Origin of the sequence: Streptomyces sp. NPDC051636, from assembly GCF_044453765.1 — a bacterium.
In the GTDB taxonomy this organism is placed as follows: Bacteria; Actinomycetota; Actinomycetes; order Streptomycetales; family Streptomycetaceae; genus Streptomyces.
This window is the reverse complement of sequence record NZ_JBITDA010000014.1, coordinates 37,183-53,297: the sequence shown is the minus strand read 5'-3', so window position 1 is coordinate 53,297 and position 16,115 is coordinate 37,183. Positions and strand designations below refer to the sequence as shown.

The 16,115-nt window shown below is 71.1% G+C and carries 16 protein-coding genes and 1 riboswitch; of the genes, 8 read left to right on the top strand and 8 right to left on the bottom strand.

Annotation, left to right across the window (positions count from 1 at the left end):
• Positions 1-269: 269 nt before the first annotated feature.
• Positions 270-1,670, bottom strand: a complete 1,401-nt coding sequence (locus tag ACIBBH_RS23840; protein WP_399407703.1) for a trehalose-6-phosphate synthase — start codon at positions 1,668-1,670, stop codon at positions 270-272.
• A 72-nt stretch (positions 1,671-1,742) separates the two neighbouring features.
• On the bottom strand, positions 1,743-2,687 hold the full coding sequence (locus ACIBBH_RS23835; protein ID WP_399407701.1) for a glucosyl-3-phosphoglycerate synthase: 945 nt from the start codon (positions 2,685-2,687) through the stop codon (positions 1,743-1,745).
• Between the two features lie 165 nt (positions 2,688-2,852).
• Positions 2,853-3,008, top strand: a riboswitch (SAM riboswitch).
• 18 nt (positions 3,009-3,026) lie between these two features.
• Between ACIBBH_RS23835 and thrC the strand changes: the two genes are divergently transcribed.
• The 4 genes from thrC to groL all read left to right on the top strand — a co-directional run bounded on the left by thrC (position 3,027) and on the right by groL (position 7,156).
• Complete coding sequence (thrC, locus tag ACIBBH_RS23830; RefSeq protein ID WP_399407699.1) at positions 3,027-4,310, top strand: threonine synthase; 1,284 nt, start codon at positions 3,027-3,029, stop codon at positions 4,308-4,310.
• Positions 4,307-4,582, top strand: a complete 276-nt coding sequence (locus tag ACIBBH_RS23825; RefSeq protein ID WP_399407697.1) for a MoaD/ThiS family protein — start codon at positions 4,307-4,309, stop codon at positions 4,580-4,582. The genes thrC and ACIBBH_RS23825 overlap by 4 nt, the downstream gene beginning before the upstream one ends.
• Before the next feature lie 442 nt (positions 4,583-5,024).
• Entirely contained in the window at positions 5,025-5,228 is a 204-nt protein-coding gene (locus tag ACIBBH_RS23820) for a cold-shock protein (protein WP_004986573.1), read from the top strand.
• 305 nt (positions 5,229-5,533) lie between these two features.
• Entirely contained in the window at positions 5,534-7,156 is a 1,623-nt protein-coding gene (gene groL, locus ACIBBH_RS23815) for a chaperonin GroEL (RefSeq protein WP_399407695.1), read from the top strand.
• Positions 7,157-7,291: 135 nt separating this feature from the next.
• Here the strand turns inward: groL and ACIBBH_RS23810 are convergent, their stop codons facing one another.
• Entirely contained in the window at positions 7,292-7,501 is a 210-nt protein-coding gene (locus ACIBBH_RS23810) for a DUF397 domain-containing protein (protein ID WP_399407693.1), read from the bottom strand.
• Positions 7,485-8,324 carry a helix-turn-helix domain-containing protein gene (locus tag ACIBBH_RS23805; RefSeq protein ID WP_399407691.1) on the bottom strand — a complete coding sequence of 280 codons (840 nt, stop codon included), beginning with the start codon at positions 8,322-8,324 and terminating at the stop codon, positions 7,485-7,487. Before ACIBBH_RS23805 ends, ACIBBH_RS23810 begins: the two co-directional genes overlap by 17 nt.
• A gap of 116 nt (positions 8,325-8,440) precedes the next feature.
• Between ACIBBH_RS23805 and ACIBBH_RS23800 the strand changes: the two genes are divergently transcribed.
• The 4 genes from ACIBBH_RS23800 to ACIBBH_RS23785 all read left to right on the top strand — a co-directional run bounded on the left by ACIBBH_RS23800 (position 8,441) and on the right by ACIBBH_RS23785 (position 11,836).
• Positions 8,441-8,674 (top strand): hypothetical protein, encoded by a 234-nt coding sequence (locus ACIBBH_RS23800; RefSeq protein WP_399407690.1) that lies wholly within the window; start codon positions 8,441-8,443, stop codon positions 8,672-8,674.
• The gene (locus ACIBBH_RS23795) at positions 8,671-8,895 is read left to right on the top strand and encodes a hypothetical protein (protein ID WP_399407997.1); all 225 of its coding nucleotides are present in this window, start codon (positions 8,671-8,673) and stop codon (positions 8,893-8,895) included. The genes ACIBBH_RS23800 and ACIBBH_RS23795 overlap by 4 nt, the downstream gene beginning before the upstream one ends.
• 143 nt (positions 8,896-9,038) lie before the next feature.
• On the top strand, positions 9,039-10,160 hold the full coding sequence (locus ACIBBH_RS23790) for an NADH:flavin oxidoreductase (RefSeq protein ID WP_399407688.1): 1,122 nt from the start codon (positions 9,039-9,041) through the stop codon (positions 10,158-10,160).
• A 113-nt stretch (positions 10,161-10,273) separates the two neighbouring features.
• A complete protein-coding gene (locus ACIBBH_RS23785) occupies positions 10,274-11,836 on the top strand; it encodes a carboxylesterase/lipase family protein (RefSeq protein ID WP_399407686.1) in 1,563 nt (520 codons plus the stop codon).
• Between the two features lie 29 nt (positions 11,837-11,865).
• Here ACIBBH_RS23785 and ACIBBH_RS23780 read toward each other — a convergent pair whose 3' ends face one another.
• The 4 genes from ACIBBH_RS23780 to ACIBBH_RS23765 all read right to left on the bottom strand — a co-directional run bounded on the left by ACIBBH_RS23780 (position 11,866) and on the right by ACIBBH_RS23765 (position 16,062).
• Positions 11,866-12,438 carry a hypothetical protein gene (locus ACIBBH_RS23780; RefSeq protein WP_399407684.1) on the bottom strand — a complete coding sequence of 191 codons (573 nt, stop codon included), beginning with the start codon at positions 12,436-12,438 and terminating at the stop codon, positions 11,866-11,868.
• Positions 12,439-12,739: 301 nt separating this feature from the next.
• Positions 12,740-14,134, bottom strand: a complete 1,395-nt coding sequence (locus ACIBBH_RS23775; RefSeq protein ID WP_399407682.1) for a PTS transporter subunit EIIC — start codon at positions 14,132-14,134, stop codon at positions 12,740-12,742.
• A 16-nt stretch (positions 14,135-14,150) separates the two neighbouring features.
• Positions 14,151-15,086, bottom strand: coding sequence for an N-acetylmuramic acid 6-phosphate etherase (murQ, locus tag ACIBBH_RS23770; protein WP_399407680.1), 936 nt, complete (start codon positions 15,084-15,086; stop codon positions 14,151-14,153).
• 79 nt (positions 15,087-15,165) lie between these two features.
• Positions 15,166-16,062 carry a MurR/RpiR family transcriptional regulator gene (locus ACIBBH_RS23765; RefSeq protein ID WP_399407677.1) on the bottom strand — a complete coding sequence of 299 codons (897 nt, stop codon included), beginning with the start codon at positions 16,060-16,062 and terminating at the stop codon, positions 15,166-15,168.
• Positions 16,063-16,115: the final 53 nt, after the last annotated feature.

Here is a 16,115-nt window from a genome sequence, read left to right as displayed (position 1 = left end):
GCCTCAGCCACCCGGCGGCCACGCCGTCGCCCGCTGGTTGCCCGTTGCGGCCCCGTGCCGTCAGCGGTCGGCCGGCTGCCGTCGCCCGGCCGTCGGCCGCCAAGTGGCAGACTGCCGACCGCACGCCCGCTGCCGCGCGTGACCGACGTGCCGCCGCGGCGGCAGCCACCGTTGCCCGGCCGTCGCCCGCTGCCCGACGTGTCGGCCGCCCCGGTCACGTCGTTGCCGGGTCAGGGTGGGCAGGGCCACGCCGCCGCGCCCGGCCGGGATCAGGTGTCCAGGGCCCTCAGCTGGTCCAGGAACCACCGCGCCGGCGGCAACGCGGTGGCCGCGGCGGCCAGTCGCTTCGTGCGTTCCGCGCGCTCGCCGTCCGGCATGGTGAGCGCCTGGTGCAGGGCGCGGGCCGTGCCGCCGATGTCGTACGGGTTCACGGTCACCGCGTCCTCGCCCAGCTCCTCGTACGCCCCCGCCTCGCGCGACAGGACCAGCACGCAGCCCTCGTCCGAGACGACCGGGACCTCCTTGGCGACCAGGTTCATGCCGTCCCGGATGGGGTTGACCAGGGCCACGTCGGCCAGGCGGTACGCGGCGAGGGAGCGGGCGAAGTCGTCCTTGACGTGGAGGACGACCGGGGTCCAGCCGGGCGTGCCGTAGGAGGAGTTGATCTCCTCCGCCACCCGCTGCACCTGAGCCGTGTAGTCGCGGTACACCGCGAGGTCCTGCCGCGAGGGGTAGGCGAACGCCACGTGCACCACCCGCTCGCGCCACTCCGGGTGGTCGTCGAGGAGCTGCCGGTAGGCCAGCAGCCCGCGCACGATGTTCTTGGACAGCTCGGTGCGGTCGACCCGGACGACAGCCTTCCGCCCCTCGCCGATCTCCGTCCGCAGCGCCGCCATCCGTTCGTTCACGTCCGGCTGGTGCGCCCGCTGCCGCAGGAAGTCCGCGTCCGCGCCCAGCCCGTGCACGCCGATGCGCGTACCGGTGGGGATGCCGGGGCCCAGGACGGCGTGACAGCAGTCGGTGAACGCGTCCGCCCAGCGCTGTGTGAGGAAGGCCGCCCGGTCCGCGCCCAGGATCCCGCCGAGCAGCTCGGCCGCGATGTCGTCGGGGAGGAGGCGGAAGTAGTCCGGCGGGGCCCAGGGGGTGTGCGAGAAGTGGCCGATGCGCAGGTCGGGGCGGAGTTCGCGGAGCATCCGGGGAGCCAGGGCCAGGTGGTAGTCCTGGATGACCACCGCCGCGCCCTGCGCCGCCTCCTGAGCCAGCGCCTCCGCGAAGGCCCGGTTGTAGGCCTCGTACGACACCCACTGGCGGCGGAACTCCGCGTCGAAGACCGGCTCCAGCGGCGTCTGGTACAGCATGTGGTGGACGAACCACAGCACCGAGTTGGCGATGCCGTTGTAGGCGTCGGCGTACACGTCGGCCGGAATGTCCAGCATCCGTACGCCGGCCTCGCCCACCCCGCGCCGTACCGCCTCGCGGTCGCCGTCGGACAGCGCCGCGCACACCCACAGGGCGTTCGCGTCCGAGCCGATCGCGGACAGCCCGGAGACCAGTCCGCCGCCGCCCCGCTTGGCGTGCAGCGAGCCGTCGGGGCGTACCTCGTACGAAACCGGGCCGCGGTTGGACGCGACCAGCACCTCAGCACCGTGCGTGGAAGCCGTGGAAGCCATAAGCCTCAACCTAGCCCGGCCCGGAAACGCTCAAACGTACGGCCCCTCCCCGGTCGGGTGACACCACCGGGGTCAGGCCACTCGCCGTTCGGCGTACTCCGCGATCTCCACCATCGGCGGCCGCTCCTCCGTGTCCACGGAGAAGGTGCGCGGCTCGAAGCCGTCCTCGCCCCGCTCGAACTGGGTGAGGGAGGGACGGATGAGGTGCCCGCGGGCCAGCCGGAGCTGGGCGGTGCGGTAGATCGCCGCGGCCATCCGGCCCAGCGCCTGCCCGTCCTGGTGCCGGTGCTTGCGGACCCCGACGTCCACCTGGGCCAGGGCGTCCAGACCCACCAGGTGCAGCGCGTCGACCAGCATGCCCAGCTCCACGCCGTACCCGACGGGGAAGGGCAGCTGCTCGAGCAGCGAGCGGCGGGCCGCGTACTCGCCGCCGAGCGGCTGCACGAACCCGGCCAGTTGCGGCCAGTGCATGTTCAGCAGCGGGCGCGCCATCAGCTCGGTGACCCGGCCGCCCTGGCCCGCCGCCCCACCGAGCGGACGGTCGTACATGCCCTTGACCAGGTCCACCTCCGGGTCGGTCAGCAGCGGGCCGACGATCCCCGAGACGAAGTCCGAGGAGAAGTCCTTCAGGTCGGCGTCGATGAAGCAGACGATGTCCCCGCCGGTGACCAGCAGGGAGCGCCACAGGACCTCGCCCTTGCCGGGCACGGCCGGTATGCGCGGCAGGATGTCGTCGCGATGGACGACCCGGGCGCCGGCCGCGGCGGCCACCTCGGAGGTGCGGTCGGTGGACCCCGAGTCGACGACCACGATCTCGTCGACGAGCGGGACCTGCTGCATCAGGTCGTGACGGATGATGGCGACGATGTCGCCGACCGTCTCCTCCTCGTTGAGAGCGGGCAGCACGACACTGACCGACTGGCCCGTGCGCTGCTTGGCGGCCAGGATCTTGTGGAGCGGGCGATCGGTCACGGACCAGGAGCGGGTGCTCAGCCAGCGCTCGACTTCCTTCAGCACAGTGCGCGGCTCCTCTGCGTTCTCTCGGCGAGCTGCGGATCGGGTGGTATGTGATCCATCTCGCGGTTCGGACGGCTATCTCAACTGTCCTGGCCTTCGGTTACAGTCTTGAACAACGCTGATGACCATCGCATGTCGGGGGTCGTTGTGCGTACAACCACATACCGCTCATCCAGAGGGGCAGAGGGACACGGCCCGTTGAAGCCCCGGCAACCCTCCAGCCGGTCTCGTAGATCAGTGTTGATCATTTCAGCGAGGCTCCCGGCTAGGGAAGGTGCCAAATCCGTCTCACGGCGAGATGCGTCGTGGGGAAGATGAGGAGAAAGGGCCTCGCCTCACATGGCTGTGCAGACTGTTGCAAGCACCACCGACTCCACCGTAGACCTCGGCCCCGCAGCGGCGCTGAGCTGCCGCGAGTGCGGCCACCGGGTCCCGCTCGGCCCGGTCTTCGCCTGCGAGGAGTGTTTCGGCCCGCTCGAGATCGCCTACGACTTCTCGGCCTACGACACCGAGGAACTCCGCAAGCAGATCGAGGCGGGACCCGCGAACATCTGGCGCTACGCCCCGCTGCTGCCCGTCCCGGCCGATGTGGCGACCAAGCCCAACATCAACCCCGGCTGGACCAAGCTCGTCAAGGCCGACAACCTCGCCCGCGAGCTCGGCGTCACCGGCGGTTTGTATGTGAAGGACGACTCCGGTAACCCGACGCACTCCTTCAAGGACCGTGTCGTCGCACAGGCGCTGGAAGCGGCGCGCGCCTTCGGCTTCACCACCCTCTCCTGCTCCTCCACCGGCAACCTCGCCGGCGCCGTCGGCGCCGCCGCCGCCCGGGCCGGCTTCCGCTCGTGCGTGTTCATCCCGCACGACCTGGAGCAGGGCAAGGTCGTCATGGCCGCGGTCTACGGCGGCGAGCTGGTCGGCATCGAGGGCAACTACGACGACGTCAACCGCTTCTGCTCCGAACTGATCGGCGACCCGGCCGGCGAGGGCTGGGGCTTCGTCAACGTCAACCTGCGGCCGTACTACGCGGAGGGGTCCAAGACCCTGGCGTACGAAATCTGCGAGCAGCTCGGCTGGCGGCTGCCGGACCAGATCGTCGTCCCGATCGCCTCCGGCTCACAGCTCACGAAGATCGACAAGGGTCTGCAGGAGCTGATCAAGCTCGGGCTCGTCGAGGACAGGCCGTACAAGATCTTCGGCGCCCAGGCCGAGGGCTGCTCGCCGGTGTCGACCGCGTACAAGGCGGGACACGACGTCGTACGCCCGCAGAAGCCGAACACCATCGCCAAGTCGCTGGCGATCGGCAACCCGGCCGACGGGCCGTACGTCCTCGACATCGCGCGCCGCACCGGCGGGGCGGTGGAGGACGTGACGGACGAGCAGGTGGTGGACGCCATCAAGCTGCTGGCCCGCACGGAGGGGATCTTCGCGGAGACGGCGGGCGGCGTGACGGTGGGCGTCACGCGCAAGCTGATCGAGAACGGTGTCCTCGACCCCACCAAGACGACGGTCGTCCTCAACACGGGCGACGGCCTGAAGACCCTGGACGCGGTGGCGGGCACCGGCCTGACCGCTACGATCCGCCCGAACCTCGACTCCTTCCGAGAGGCTGGCCTCGCATGAGCGTGACCGTCCGTATCCCGACCATCCTGCGCACCTACACGGGCGGCCAGGCCGAGGTGAGCGCCGAGGGCACGACCCTCGGCGAGGTCATCGCCGACCTGGAGAAGAACCACACCGGAATCGCCGCCCGTGTCCTGGACGACCAGGGCAAGCTGCGCCGCTTCGTCAACGTGTACGTCAACGACGACGACGTGCGCTTCGAGCAGGGCCTGGAGACGGCGACCCCGGACGGCGCGGGCGTCTCCATCATTCCGGCCGTAGCCGGCGGCTGACCGAATGACCGATCATTACCATCGGTAACACCAGTTACCGAGAGTTCATCGAATTGCCCCCTCCGTGAGAGAAGCGGAGGGGGCAATTCAGTGTGATTGAGCGCGGTACAGTTGGGGAACACGCTCCCGAGCCCGGGCCGCAAGCCCTGGATTCGTGCCGCACACCCGATGAGATGTAGCCAAAGTGTGCGTGCTTTTTGCGGCTTTTGTGCCTTTTGTGGAGCCCGACTTGCCCCGAATTCCGCCGAATTTTTGGCAGATTTCCGACCGGGCCCGGCCGGAATTCTCGTCCGATTGACCTGTTGCAGACGGCAGTTGGACAGATACATTCAGCCGCGGTCGACGCGTTCCGGCGCACGCCCCCAAACCATTGGGGGGTGAGGTCTGACCCGGGTCCGCGAAGTGTGGATCTGTGCAAGGGCCAGTAATAGGGGAGTTAGGCATGGCTCAGGGCACCGTCAAGTGGTTCAACGCGGAGAAGGGGTACGGCTTCATCGCGGTCGACGGTGGTGCGGACGTCTTCGTCCACTACAGCGCGATTCAGATGGACGGCTACCGCACCCTGGAAGAGGGCCAGCGGGTCGAGTTCGAGATCTCGCAGGGCCAGAAGGGTCCGCAGGCCGACATGGTTCGCGTCACCGCCTGAACGTTCTTATTGGCGGAGGGCTCGCATCCGGCAGGGTGCGGGCCCTTCGTCCTGTCCGGACACGGTCACGCGCCCGTCCGTGCGGCGGAGCGCCCCGCCCGAACCCCGGTAGCCGCTTGCACTCGCAGGGGGCGAGTGCTAATCATTGGCGTTAGCACTCTGAAGGTGAGAGTGACAGCGAAGGACCGGGTCGGTGAGGCCCGCAGGCCAAGTGGGGCAAGGAACCACGGGGCCCGCGAGCCGTCCGTCGCGGGCGCGGGCGCGGTCCGAAGGAATCACCCCCAGTCCTGGAGGGACCACTTCACATGGCCAAGATCATCGCGTTCGACGAGGAGGCGCGGCGCGGCCTCGAGCGCGGCATGAACCAGCTCGCGGACGCCGTCAAGGTCACCCTCGGCCCCAAGGGCCGCAACGTCGTCCTCGAGAAGAAGTGGGGCGCCCCCACGATCACCAACGACGGCGTCTCCATCGCCAAGGAGATCGAGCTCGAGGACCCGTACGAGAAGATCGGCGCCGAGCTGGTCAAGGAAGTCGCCAAGAAGACGGACGACGTCGCCGGTGACGGTACGACCACCGCGACCGTCCTGGCCCAGGCCCTGGTCAAGGAGGGCCTGCGCAACGTAGCCGCCGGCGCCAACCCGATGGCCCTCAAGCGCGGCATCGAGAAGGCCGTCGAGGCCGTCTCCGCCGCCCTGCTGGAGCAGGCGAAGGACGTCGAGACCAAGGAGCAGATCGCCTCCACGGCCTCCATCTCCGCCGCCGACACCCAGATCGGCGAGCTCATCGCCGAGGCCATGGACAAGGTCGGCAAGGAAGGCGTCATCACCGTCGAGGAGTCCCAGACCTTCGGTCTGGAGCTGGAGCTCACCGAGGGTATGCGCTTCGACAAGGGCTACATCTCGGCGTACTTCGCCACCGACATGGAGCGTATGGAGGCCGTCCTCGACGACCCGTACATCCTGATCGCCAACTCCAAGATCTCCTCCGTCAAGGACCTGCTCCCGCTGCTGGAGAAGGTCATGCAGTCGGGCAAGCCGCTGCTGATCATCGCCGAGGACGTCGAGGGCGAGGCCCTGTCGACCCTGGTCGTCAACAAGATCCGCGGCACCTTCAAGTCCGTCGCCGTCAAGGCCCCGGGCTTCGGCGACCGCCGCAAGGCCATGCTCGGCGACATCGCCATCCTCACGGGCGGCGAGGTCATCTCCGAGGAGGTCGGCCTCAAGCTGGAGAACGCGACCCTGGACCTCCTGGGCCGCGCCCGCAAGGTCGTCATCACCAAGGACGAGACCACCATCGTCGACGGTGCCGGTTCCTCGGACCAGGTCAACGGCCGCGTCAACCAGATCCGCGCCGAGATCGAGAACAGCGACTCCGACTACGACCGCGAGAAGCTCCAGGAGCGCCTGGCCAAGCTCGCGGGCGGCGTGGCCGTCATCAAGGCCGGTGCCGCCACCGAGGTGGAGCTCAAGGAGCGCAAGCACCGCATCGAGGACGCCGTCCGCAACGCCAAGGCGGCCGTCGAGGAGGGCATCGTCGCCGGTGGTGGCGTGGCGCTCATCCAGGCCTCCTCGGTCTTCGAGAAGCTGGACCTGGAGGGTGACGAGGCGACCGGCGCCAACGCCGTGCGCGTCGCGCTCGAGGCCCCGCTGAAGCAGATCGCCGTCAACGCCGGCCTCGAGGGCGGTGTCGTGGTGGAGAAGGTGCGCAACCTGACCCCGGGCCACGGCCTGAACGCCGCGACCGGCGAGTACGTCGACCTGGTCAAGGAAGGCATCATCGACCCGGCGAAGGTGACCCGTTCCGCCCTGCAGAACGCCGCCTCCATCGCCGCGCTGTTCCTCACCACCGAGGCCGTCATCGCCGACAAGCCGGAGAAGGCCGCCGCGGCCGCTCCGGGCGGCATGCCGGGCGGTGACATGGACTTCTGATCGACCTCTGGTTGATCTGCGTCCTTACCGAGGGCGGCACCCCCTGTTCCGGCGGAGGGTGCCGCCCTCGGGCGTGTCCCTCCACCCATTCCAACCATTCCAAGCAAAGAGGGCTCGGGTGTCGGAGCCCGAAGCTCAGGGCCTGGTGTCCTTGAGGTTTTCGACGAACGCCGACCATGACTCCGCCCGGAACACGAGCTTCGGGCCAAGGGGGTTCTTGGAGTCGCGGACGGGGACGATGGTGGGGTGGTTGTCGGCGACTTCGAGGCAGTCGTTGCCGCCCTGGCTGTAGCTGGATTTAGTCCATGCGGCCGTGCTCAGGTCGTACTCAGGGATGTTCCTCATGGGTGTAATCCTGTGCCAACGCCTCGATGAGAGCCAGGGACTTCTCCTGCGAGAGGGCGGAGGCCACGAGGAGATCGAACACGAACCTCAGCTGGGCGACGGTGGCAGGGTCGTCCTCCAGCCGCCCGGTGCGCACCCCCTCGAAGTAGACCAGCGGTGGGGCGTCCGCGAACTCCATCAGCTTCAGGGCGCCCTGCATCGCCGTGTGCGCTCCCGCGCTGAGCGGTACCACCTGCACGATGGCCCGGTTCCGGCGGACCAGGCCTGCGATGTGGCGCAGGGCCTCCGCCATCACCGCCCGGCCACCGGTCTCCCGGCGTAACGCCGCCTCGTCGAGCACCACCCACAACAACGGCTTTGTTGGATGGTCGAGAAGGCGGGTCCGCTCCATCCGGCCTTCCACCCACTCGTCGATGGTTTCCTTCCGCGCCGTCGGGTCGTACGCGCGGTTCACGGCCCGTGCGTACGCGGGCGTCTGGAGCAACCCGGGGATCAGGAGCGGGGCGTACTGCCTGATCGCCGCAGCCTGTGTCTCCGCCTCCGCTGCCTCCTCGAAGGGCTCCTCGTACTTCGACTTGGCCGACGCCCCACAGTTCCGCTGGAAGAAGCCATCCGTCCCCAACGCCTCGTCCAGCATCCGCGCGTACTCCGGCTGCATCCGCCGCGTCCCCGCCTCCAGTTGCCCGATGAACGACCCGCTCACGAACAGCCGCTGGCCCAACTGCTCCTGGCTGAGCCCCTTCCGCTCGCGGACGTGGCGTAACTCGGCGCCCAGCAGCGCACGCGGCGACGACGACGGGTCGAGGTCCTTCGGTCCTGGCATGGACATCTCCTGGTCCTACAGGCGAGGTTGTTGGGACGCCGTACCTGGCCAGGCTAGAGCCGCGTCGGCCACTCTGTGTAGTGAACGTGAGTACTCAGCGTGGAGGGATTGGCGCAATGGAGATGACACCGACGGTGGCGGACGAACGGCCCGCCCGGTCCGCCGAGGAGGCCGTCGAGCGGCTGCGTGCCGCCCTGTACGAGGTGGGGATCATCCTGCCGTCGCTGCGGATCGACCCGGTGACCGGCGCGCACGGCGACCCGTACGCCCTGGTCGACCTCGGCCGGTGCAACCTGAGTGTGGCCTCCCGGCTGGCCGCCGCCCTGCGCGTGCGGAGCGTCGAGGCGTGAGCCGTACGCCCACGTACGCCGTGGACGGGCGGGACGGCCGGATCGGTGAGGTCATGGGCCGGATGGGCGGGTACGTGCAGCTGCGGCCGGTGGGCGGTGGCCGGGAGTGGGACTGCCCGCCCGAGGAGCTGGCGGAGGCGGCACCGGCCGACGTGCTGCGGGAGCGGGTGCGGCGGCTGAACCGGGACGCCCTCCCCCGCGCACCGGTCGAGCTGCCCTGACGTCCGGGCGTGTGCTGGATCACACGGAGTCGTGCCCAGGGGGAGGAATGCGTGACACGGGGCGGCGAGTTCCTTAAGGAGGTGCAACAATGCGTGTGCACATACCCGCCGGTCCACCCCGCAACTCACGAGGAGTTCCCCACGTGACCGTCACGCCCCCCGCCTCCCGCGCGGCCCAGATCCTCTCCCGGCCGACGACGATCAACGGCCTGACCGTCCCGAACCGCATCGCGATGGCGCCGATGACCCGTATGTTCTCCCCGGGCGGCATCCCCGGTGAGGACGTGCTGTCGTACTACGCCCGCCGTGCCGCCGCCGGTGTGGGTCTGATCGTCACCGAGGGGACGTACGTCGGCCACGAGTCGGCGGGCCAGAGCGACCGCGTCCCCCGCTTCCACGGCGAGGAGCAGCTCGCGGGGTGGCAGAAGGTGGCCGAGGCGGTGCACGACGCGGGTGGCACGATCGTCCCGCAGCTGTGGCACATCGGCACGGTCCGCAACCAGGGTGATCAGCCCTACCCGGACGCGCCCTCCGTCGGCCCCTCCGGCCTGCGCATCAACGGCACCGCCGACGCCAAGGAGATGACCCGGCAGGACCTGGACGACGTCATCGGAGCGTTCGCCCAGGCCGCCGCCGACGCCGAGCGCATCGGCTTCGACGGCGTCGAGATCCACGGCGCCCACGGCTACCTCGTCGACCAGTTCCTCTGGGCCGGCACCAACCGCCGCACCGATGCCTACGGCGGCGACCCCGTGGCCCGTACCCGGTTCGCGGCCGAGATCGTCGCCGCGGTCCGCGAGAAGGTCTCGCCGGAGTTCCCCGTCCTGTTCCGCTACTCGCAGTGGAAGCAGGAGGCCTACGACGCCCGGCTCGCCGAGACCCCCGAGGAGCTGGAGGCCATCCTCACCCCGCTCGCCGCGGCCGGCGTCGACGCCTTCCACGCCTCCACCCGCCGCTACTGGCTCCCCGAGTTCGACGGCGCCGACCTCAACCTCGCCGGATGGACGAAGAAGCTCACCGGCAAGCCCACCATCAGCGTGGGCTCGGTCGGCCTCGACGGCGACTTCATCAAGGCCTTCCAGGGTGAGGGTTCCGCGGTCAAGGGCATCGACGACCTCCTCGACCGCCTCGAGGCCGAGGAGTTCGACCTGGTCGCCATCGGCCGCGCGCTGCTCCAGGACCCCGAGTGGGCGGCGAAGGTCCTCGCCGGCCGCTTCGACGAGCTGAAGCCGTACGACGCCGCCGCGCTGAAGACGCTGAGCTGACGACGGAGAGCCGACGACGGAGAGCCGACGGCTCAGATGCGGAGCCGGGGCCGGGACACCGGTCCTGGCTCCGCTGCCAACGCCCGGTTACCGTACGGGCGAAGGGAGCATTGATGACCACAACGCAGTCCCACGGGGCGACGGCCTCCTCCTCGGCCGAGGGGCCCGTCGTACGAACCACCGCGGGCGCCGTGCGCGGGCGCCGCGAGCACGGCCTGGCGGTCTTCCGGGGCATCCCGTTCGCCGAACCCCCGGTCGGGCCGGCGAGGTTCGCGGCCCCACGCCCGGCCCGGCCCTGGGACGGGACCCGGGAGGCGTACGAGTTCGGGCCGCCGCCCCCGCAGGAACCGGGCCTCCAGGCTCGTACGGGCGCCGTACCGGCCACCCCGCGGGACGACGACTGGCTGACGGTCAACGTCTGGACCCCCGACCCGGACCCGGCGTCCGCCCGCCCCGTCATGGTGTGGATCTACGGCGGCGCCTACAAGCTGGGTCACGCGGGCAGCCCCGGCTACGACGCCCGGCACATCGCCCGCGACGGCGACCTCGTCGTGGTCACCTTCAACTACCGCGTGGGCGTCGAGGGCTTCGCGTCACTGGAGGGCGCCCCCGCCAACCGCGGCCTCCTGGACCAGGTGGCGGCCCTGGAGTGGGTACGGGACAACATCGCGGCGTTCGGCGGCGACCCCGGACAGGTCACCGTCATGGGTGAGTCGGCCGGCGCCGGTTCGGTGGCCTCGCTGCTGGCGATGCCGAGGGCGAAGGGCCTCTTCGGGCGGGCCGTCGCCCAGAGTGTGCCGGGCACGTACTTCTCCGACGCTCTCGCCCGGGACATCGGCACCGCCCTCGCGGCGGAGGCGGGCCTGCGCCCGACGGCCGCCGACCTGTCGACGGTCGACCCGCGCGAACTGACCTACGCGGGACTGGCACTGGGCGAGAAGATGGTCCGGTACCTCGACCGGTGGGGCCAGGCCGCACCCACGACGACCCCCTTCGCCCCGGTCGTCGACGGCGAGGTGCTGCCCACGACGCCCTGGCAGGCGCTGGCGTCCGGAGCCGCCCGCGACATCGACCTCGTCGCCGGCCACAACCGCGACGAGTTCCGCCTCTTCCTCGCCCTGGGCGGTATGACCGGCCGGATCACCGACGAGCGGGCGACCTCCGCGCTGCGCCTGTACGCGCCGGGCGGCGAGGCCGGCGAGCGGGCGTATCGGGCGGCGTTCCCCGAGGCCACACCGGCCGAGCTGTACGAACGCGTCCAGACCGACTGGCTGTTCGCCATCCCCACCCTCCGCTTGGCTCAGGCCCAGCGCGCGGGCGGCGGCCGGGTGCACTACTACGAACTCACCTACCCCGCCCCCGGAAACGGAGGCACCCTGGGCGCCTGCCACTTCCTCGACGTGCCGCTGCTGTTCGGCAATTTCAAGGCCGACCTCGGCGCCCTGCTCTTCGCCGGCGTCGACGTCCCGCCGGAGGCGGAGGCACTGTCGTCCCGCTTCCGCCGGTCCTGGACGGCGTTCGCCCGGACGGGCGACCCGGGCTGGCCGGAGTACGACGACGAGCGGCGCCTGGTGCAGGTACTGGACGTGGAGCCGACGGTGACGGCGTTTCCGCAGGAGGCGAGCCGGCGGTTGTGGGAGGGGCACGGGTTCGAGGCGCTGCCGTTGGCCGGCTGAGGCGGGCGGGGTGCGGGGGCGTCTGGGGGCTACAGATTCCCCATCGGTTCGATGTCGACCTGCACGGGGTTGCCCCACACCCGCAGCACCTCGTAGTCGGTGAACTCGTGCACGAGCCGGTACGCCATCGCGGGCCGCGAGCCGCGCCGCTGGGCGGCGAGGTACAGCTCGGCCTCACGCCGGTCCCGCCTCGGCGTACCGCACAACTGCCACTCCCGTCCGTTCCACAGCTCCGGCAGCCAGCGCTGCTGGGGCTGGGGACGGTCCCCGCGGACCCCGTAACGGGACGGGGCGGAGGCGACGGCCTCGACCGGCTGCGGCCGGCCACCGCCGAACTCGGACCGCCGGGCGGCCCGGCGCCGGGTCTCGCACAGCAGACACCGGTCGGGGGCGCTCTCGTCGACGGGCCCGGTCGGATGCTCGGCGCACCGCGTGGTCGTGGGCGCCGTGCTGACGCTGTCCTCCAGCAGGTCCAGGGCCCGGCGCAGGTCTGCCTTGACCTCGTGCAGCTTGGCGTCCGGGGTGTCGGCGGTGAGGGACTCACCGTGCTCGCCGAGGAGCCGGAGGGCGCGGCCGAGGGCGGTGAGCTGGGCGTGGTTCATGGCTACGCGTCTCCATCCCGGGGCCGGAGCCCCCCGAGGGAAGTCAGGCAGTCGCCGACGGTCCCGGCCGCGCGGCGGACATCAGCGGTCACGGCGGCGGTCACGGCGGTATGGGCCCGCCGCGGGACCTTCTGGCGGGTGCGGACACCGTTCAGCTGCCTGCGCAGACTCCGGCACCGCACCTTCCGCACACCCTCGGCCTTCATGGGGGCAGGGTAATTCTCCCGCGCGTCCTCACCGGCCCCGCCCTCGTCTCCGCAGGACCGCGACCGGCGCGGGCGCCCGCCCGAGAGCTCGATCATCAGGTGGACCGCCCGGGTGCCGGGCTACCGGGCGGCCTGACGGCCACGTACGTCGCCAGAAAGCCCACCCCGTAGCCGACCAGCAATCCCCCGGCATAGATCGAGGCCGTCAGGGCCGGCCCCCCGTTCCCCGCCAGCAGGGGGAACAGCGCCCACCCCGACGGCCCGATCGCCGTCGCCCCGACCCGGTCGCCCAGCATCGCGAAGAACCCCACGAAGCCCCCGCCCGCCGCCCCGCCCGCACAGGCGGTCAGGAACGGTCGGCCGAGGGGGAGGGAGACGCCGTAGATGAGCGGCTCGCCGACGCCCAGCAGGCCGGCCGGGAGCGCCGACCTGATCGTCGTACGCAGGGAGGTGTCGTGGCGGAGACGGACGTACACGGCCAGGGCCGCGCCCACCTGGCCGGCGCCCGCCATCGCGAGGACGGGGAGCAGGACCGTGTAGCCCTGCTGTTCGATGAGGGTGGTGTGGATGGGGATCAGGGCCTGGTGCAGGCCCAGCATGACGAGGGGCAGGAACAGGCCGCCGAGGACCAGGCCCGCGAACGCTCCCGTGGTCGTCAGCAGCCAGTCGGCCGCCGTGCCGATCGCCGAGGACACCGCGCCGGCCGCGTACATGAGGCCGTAGAGCGTCACCAGCCCGGCGACCAGGACGGTCACGGCCGGGGTCAGCAGGACGTCCAGGGCGCCCGGCATCCGCCCCCGGCACCGCTTCTCCACGTACGTGGCCAGCAGCGCCGCCGCCAGCGCGCCCAGTACCCCGCCCTGCCCGGGCGCCAGGTGGACGCCGAACGCGGTCACCTTCGCCACGCCCGGGTAGACGACGATGGCCGCCACCGCCCCGCCGAGCACCGGCGTGCCCCCGAACTCCTTCGCCGTCTGGTAACCGACGAACACCGCGATGATGGCCATGAAGGCGGAGGCGATGGCGGCCAGAGCGGGGGTGAGGCCCGGGAGCCAGCCGGCGTTCACCAGCAGTCCGCCCAGGCCCGCGAGGACGCCGCAGCCGATCAGGGCGGGAATCAGGGGGACGAAGACGTTCGCGACGCGGCGGAGGGCGGTCTTGACCGGGGTCGTGTTGCGCTGCCGTCGCCGCTCTCTCAACTCGGCGCCGCGAGCGGCCGGTTCCCCGGCCGTCGTCCGGGCCGCCAGCAGTGCCTCGACCTCCGCCGTGACCTCCGTGACCACGCCCGGCCCCAGCACGATCTGGTACGACCCCCCGTCCACGACCAGGCCCAGCACCCCGGGCACCCCCCTCAGCCCCTCCTCGTCGACGGCCGACGGATCGGCCAGCCCCAGCCGCAGCCGGGTCACGCAGTGGGCGACGGACGTGACGTTCGCGGGGCCGCCGACCAGGCGGAGGAGAGCGGCGGCGGTGTCGTACGAGGTGTGCATCCTCCGAGCGTGCGGGTCAGCCGGCCGTCGCGGCCAGCGCGGCACGCAGGTGGCCGCCGGACTCCTCCAGAAGGCGGGCGGCCGTCGGGCCGTCGACACCGGCCAGCAGCACCAGGATCGCGTTCTTCACCTCGCCGCCGGTCTCCGTGAGGGCCTTCTCGATCTCGTCGTCGGTGGCGCCCGTGGCCAGCGCGACGATGCGGCGGGAGCGGGCGCGCAGTTTGTCGTTCGAGGCGCGTACGTCGACCATCAGGTTCCCGTACGTCTTGCCCAGGCGGATCATCGTGATCGTCGACAGCATGTTGAGGACCAGCTTCTGGGCCGTGCCGGCCTTCAGCCGCGTCGAGCCCGTGATCAGCTCGGGGCCGGTGACGACCTCGATGCCGTGGTCGGCCGCCGCCGCGAGGGCGCTGTCCTTGTTGCAGGCCAGGCCGATGGTCAGGGCGCCGTGGGCGCGGGCGTGTTCCACGGCGCCGATCGCGTACGGGGTGCGGCCGGAGGCCGAGATGCCGACCACCGTGTCGTCGGGGGTCAGCTTCAGCGCGTCCAGGTCCCTCTGCGCCAGCTCCCTGGAGTCCTCCGCCCCCTCCACGGACGTGACCATGGCGTCCGGGCCGCCCGCGATCAGGCCGACGACCCGGTCGGGGTCGGTGTTGAAGGTCGGCGGGCACTCGGAGGCGTCCAGCACGCCGAGCCGCCCGGCGGTGCCCGCGCCCGCGTAGATCAGGCGTCCGCCGCGCCGCATGCACTCGGCGACGGCGTCGATCGCGGTCGCGATGCGCGGGAGCTGTTCGGCGACGGCGGCGGGTACGGCCGTGTCCTCGCCGTTCATCAGGCGGGCGATCTCGAGGGTGGGGAGCCGGTCGATCCCGGCGAGGTCGGGGCGGAAGGCTTCGGTGGTCAGCGCGGCAAGCTCGGAACGGAGGTCACGGGGCTCGGAGGCGGAGGTCATGGGGGATGGCTCTTTCCGGTTTCCTTGGTGGCGAGGATTTCCGTGGGGACGGCGTGGGGACGGCGCGGCTTGCCCGGGCTTACCGTGAACCACTGCGATGCCGATGAGCCAACGCCTCGTACGAAGCGGCCAGCGCCGGCGCCGCCGTCTCGTAGGTCCGCTGGGCGACGCCCACGAACAGGCAGTCCACCACCAGCAGTTGACTGGTCCGCGAGGACATCGCCGCCGGCCGCAGCTCGCTCTCCCGGGCCGTGGACGTGGTCAGCACATGGTCGGCGTACTGGGTGACCGGCGAGTCCGGCCTCCCGGTGATCGCCACCGTCGTCGCCCCGTGCTCGAAGGCGGCCCGCAGCGGCTCTATGACGTCCCCCGTCGACCCGGAGTGCGTGATCGCGATCGCCACGTCGCCCGTCCGTAGCTGTACGGCGTTGGTCACGGCGAGGTGCGGGTCGCTGTGGGCGTGGGCGATCAGTCCTATTCGCAGCAGTTTCTGGGTGAGGTCCTGCGCGACGAGACCCGAGGCGCCTATCCCGTACACGTCGGTGCGCCGCGCGGCGGCGAGCGCGGTGACGGCGGCGTCCAGCTGCACGGTGTCCAGGCCGGCGGCGGTGTCGGCGAGGGTCTGCTGCTCGTCGTAGGCGAGCTTGGCGACGACATCGGCGATGGGGTCGTCCACCGCTATGTCGGTGGTGATGGCGGGCGCGCGGCCGGACTGCTGCTGGGCGGCGAGGCCGGCCAGGGCGAGGCGCAGGTCGCGGTAGCCCGGATAGCCGAGCAGGCGGGCGGTGCGCACGACCGTGGCCTCGCTGGTGCCGGTGAGTTCGGCGAGGCCGGTGACCGTGAGGGCCGCGCAGCCCGCCGGGTCGCTCGCGACGGCCTCCGCGACGCGTTGCATGGAGCGGGTCATCGACGGGGCGAGCGTGCGGACCTTGGCGGCCAGGGCGCCACCGAAAATTTCCTTCACGTCCCGGGTCACCCGTGAAAGATATTTTCGGTTCGGTGTCCCGGTCAAGAGTGCGCACAATAGGG

Bases quoted from the DNA above. Each gene is read 5' to 3' on its own strand.
- ACIBBH_RS23840 (WP_399407703.1), bottom strand. From the start codon at position 1,670: ATGGCTTCCACGGCTTCCACGCACGGTGCTGAGGTGCTGGTCGCGTCC.
- thrC (WP_399407699.1), top strand. From the start codon at position 3,027: ATGGCTGTGCAGACTGTTGCAAGCACCACCGACTCCACCGTAGACCTC.
- ACIBBH_RS23825 (WP_399407697.1), top strand. From the start codon at position 4,307: ATGAGCGTGACCGTCCGTATCCCGACCATCCTGCGCACCTACACGGGC.
- ACIBBH_RS23820 (WP_004986573.1), top strand. From the start codon at position 5,025: ATGGCTCAGGGCACCGTCAAGTGGTTCAACGCGGAGAAGGGGTACGGC.
- groL (WP_399407695.1), top strand. From the start codon at position 5,534: ATGGCCAAGATCATCGCGTTCGACGAGGAGGCGCGGCGCGGCCTCGAG.
- ACIBBH_RS23810 (WP_399407693.1), bottom strand. From the start codon at position 7,501: ATGAGGAACATCCCTGAGTACGACCTGAGCACGGCCGCATGGACTAAA.
- ACIBBH_RS23805 (WP_399407691.1), bottom strand. From the start codon at position 8,324: ATGCCAGGACCGAAGGACCTCGACCCGTCGTCGTCGCCGCGTGCGCTG.
- ACIBBH_RS23800 (WP_399407690.1), top strand. From the start codon at position 8,441: ATGGAGATGACACCGACGGTGGCGGACGAACGGCCCGCCCGGTCCGCC.
- ACIBBH_RS23785 (WP_399407686.1), top strand. From the start codon at position 10,274: ATGACCACAACGCAGTCCCACGGGGCGACGGCCTCCTCCTCGGCCGAG.
- ACIBBH_RS23780 (WP_399407684.1), bottom strand. From the start codon at position 12,438: ATGAACCACGCCCAGCTCACCGCCCTCGGCCGCGCCCTCCGGCTCCTC.
- ACIBBH_RS23775 (WP_399407682.1), bottom strand. From the start codon at position 14,134: ATGCACACCTCGTACGACACCGCCGCCGCTCTCCTCCGCCTGGTCGGC.
- murQ (WP_399407680.1), bottom strand. From the start codon at position 15,086: ATGACCTCCGCCTCCGAGCCCCGTGACCTCCGTTCCGAGCTTGCCGCG.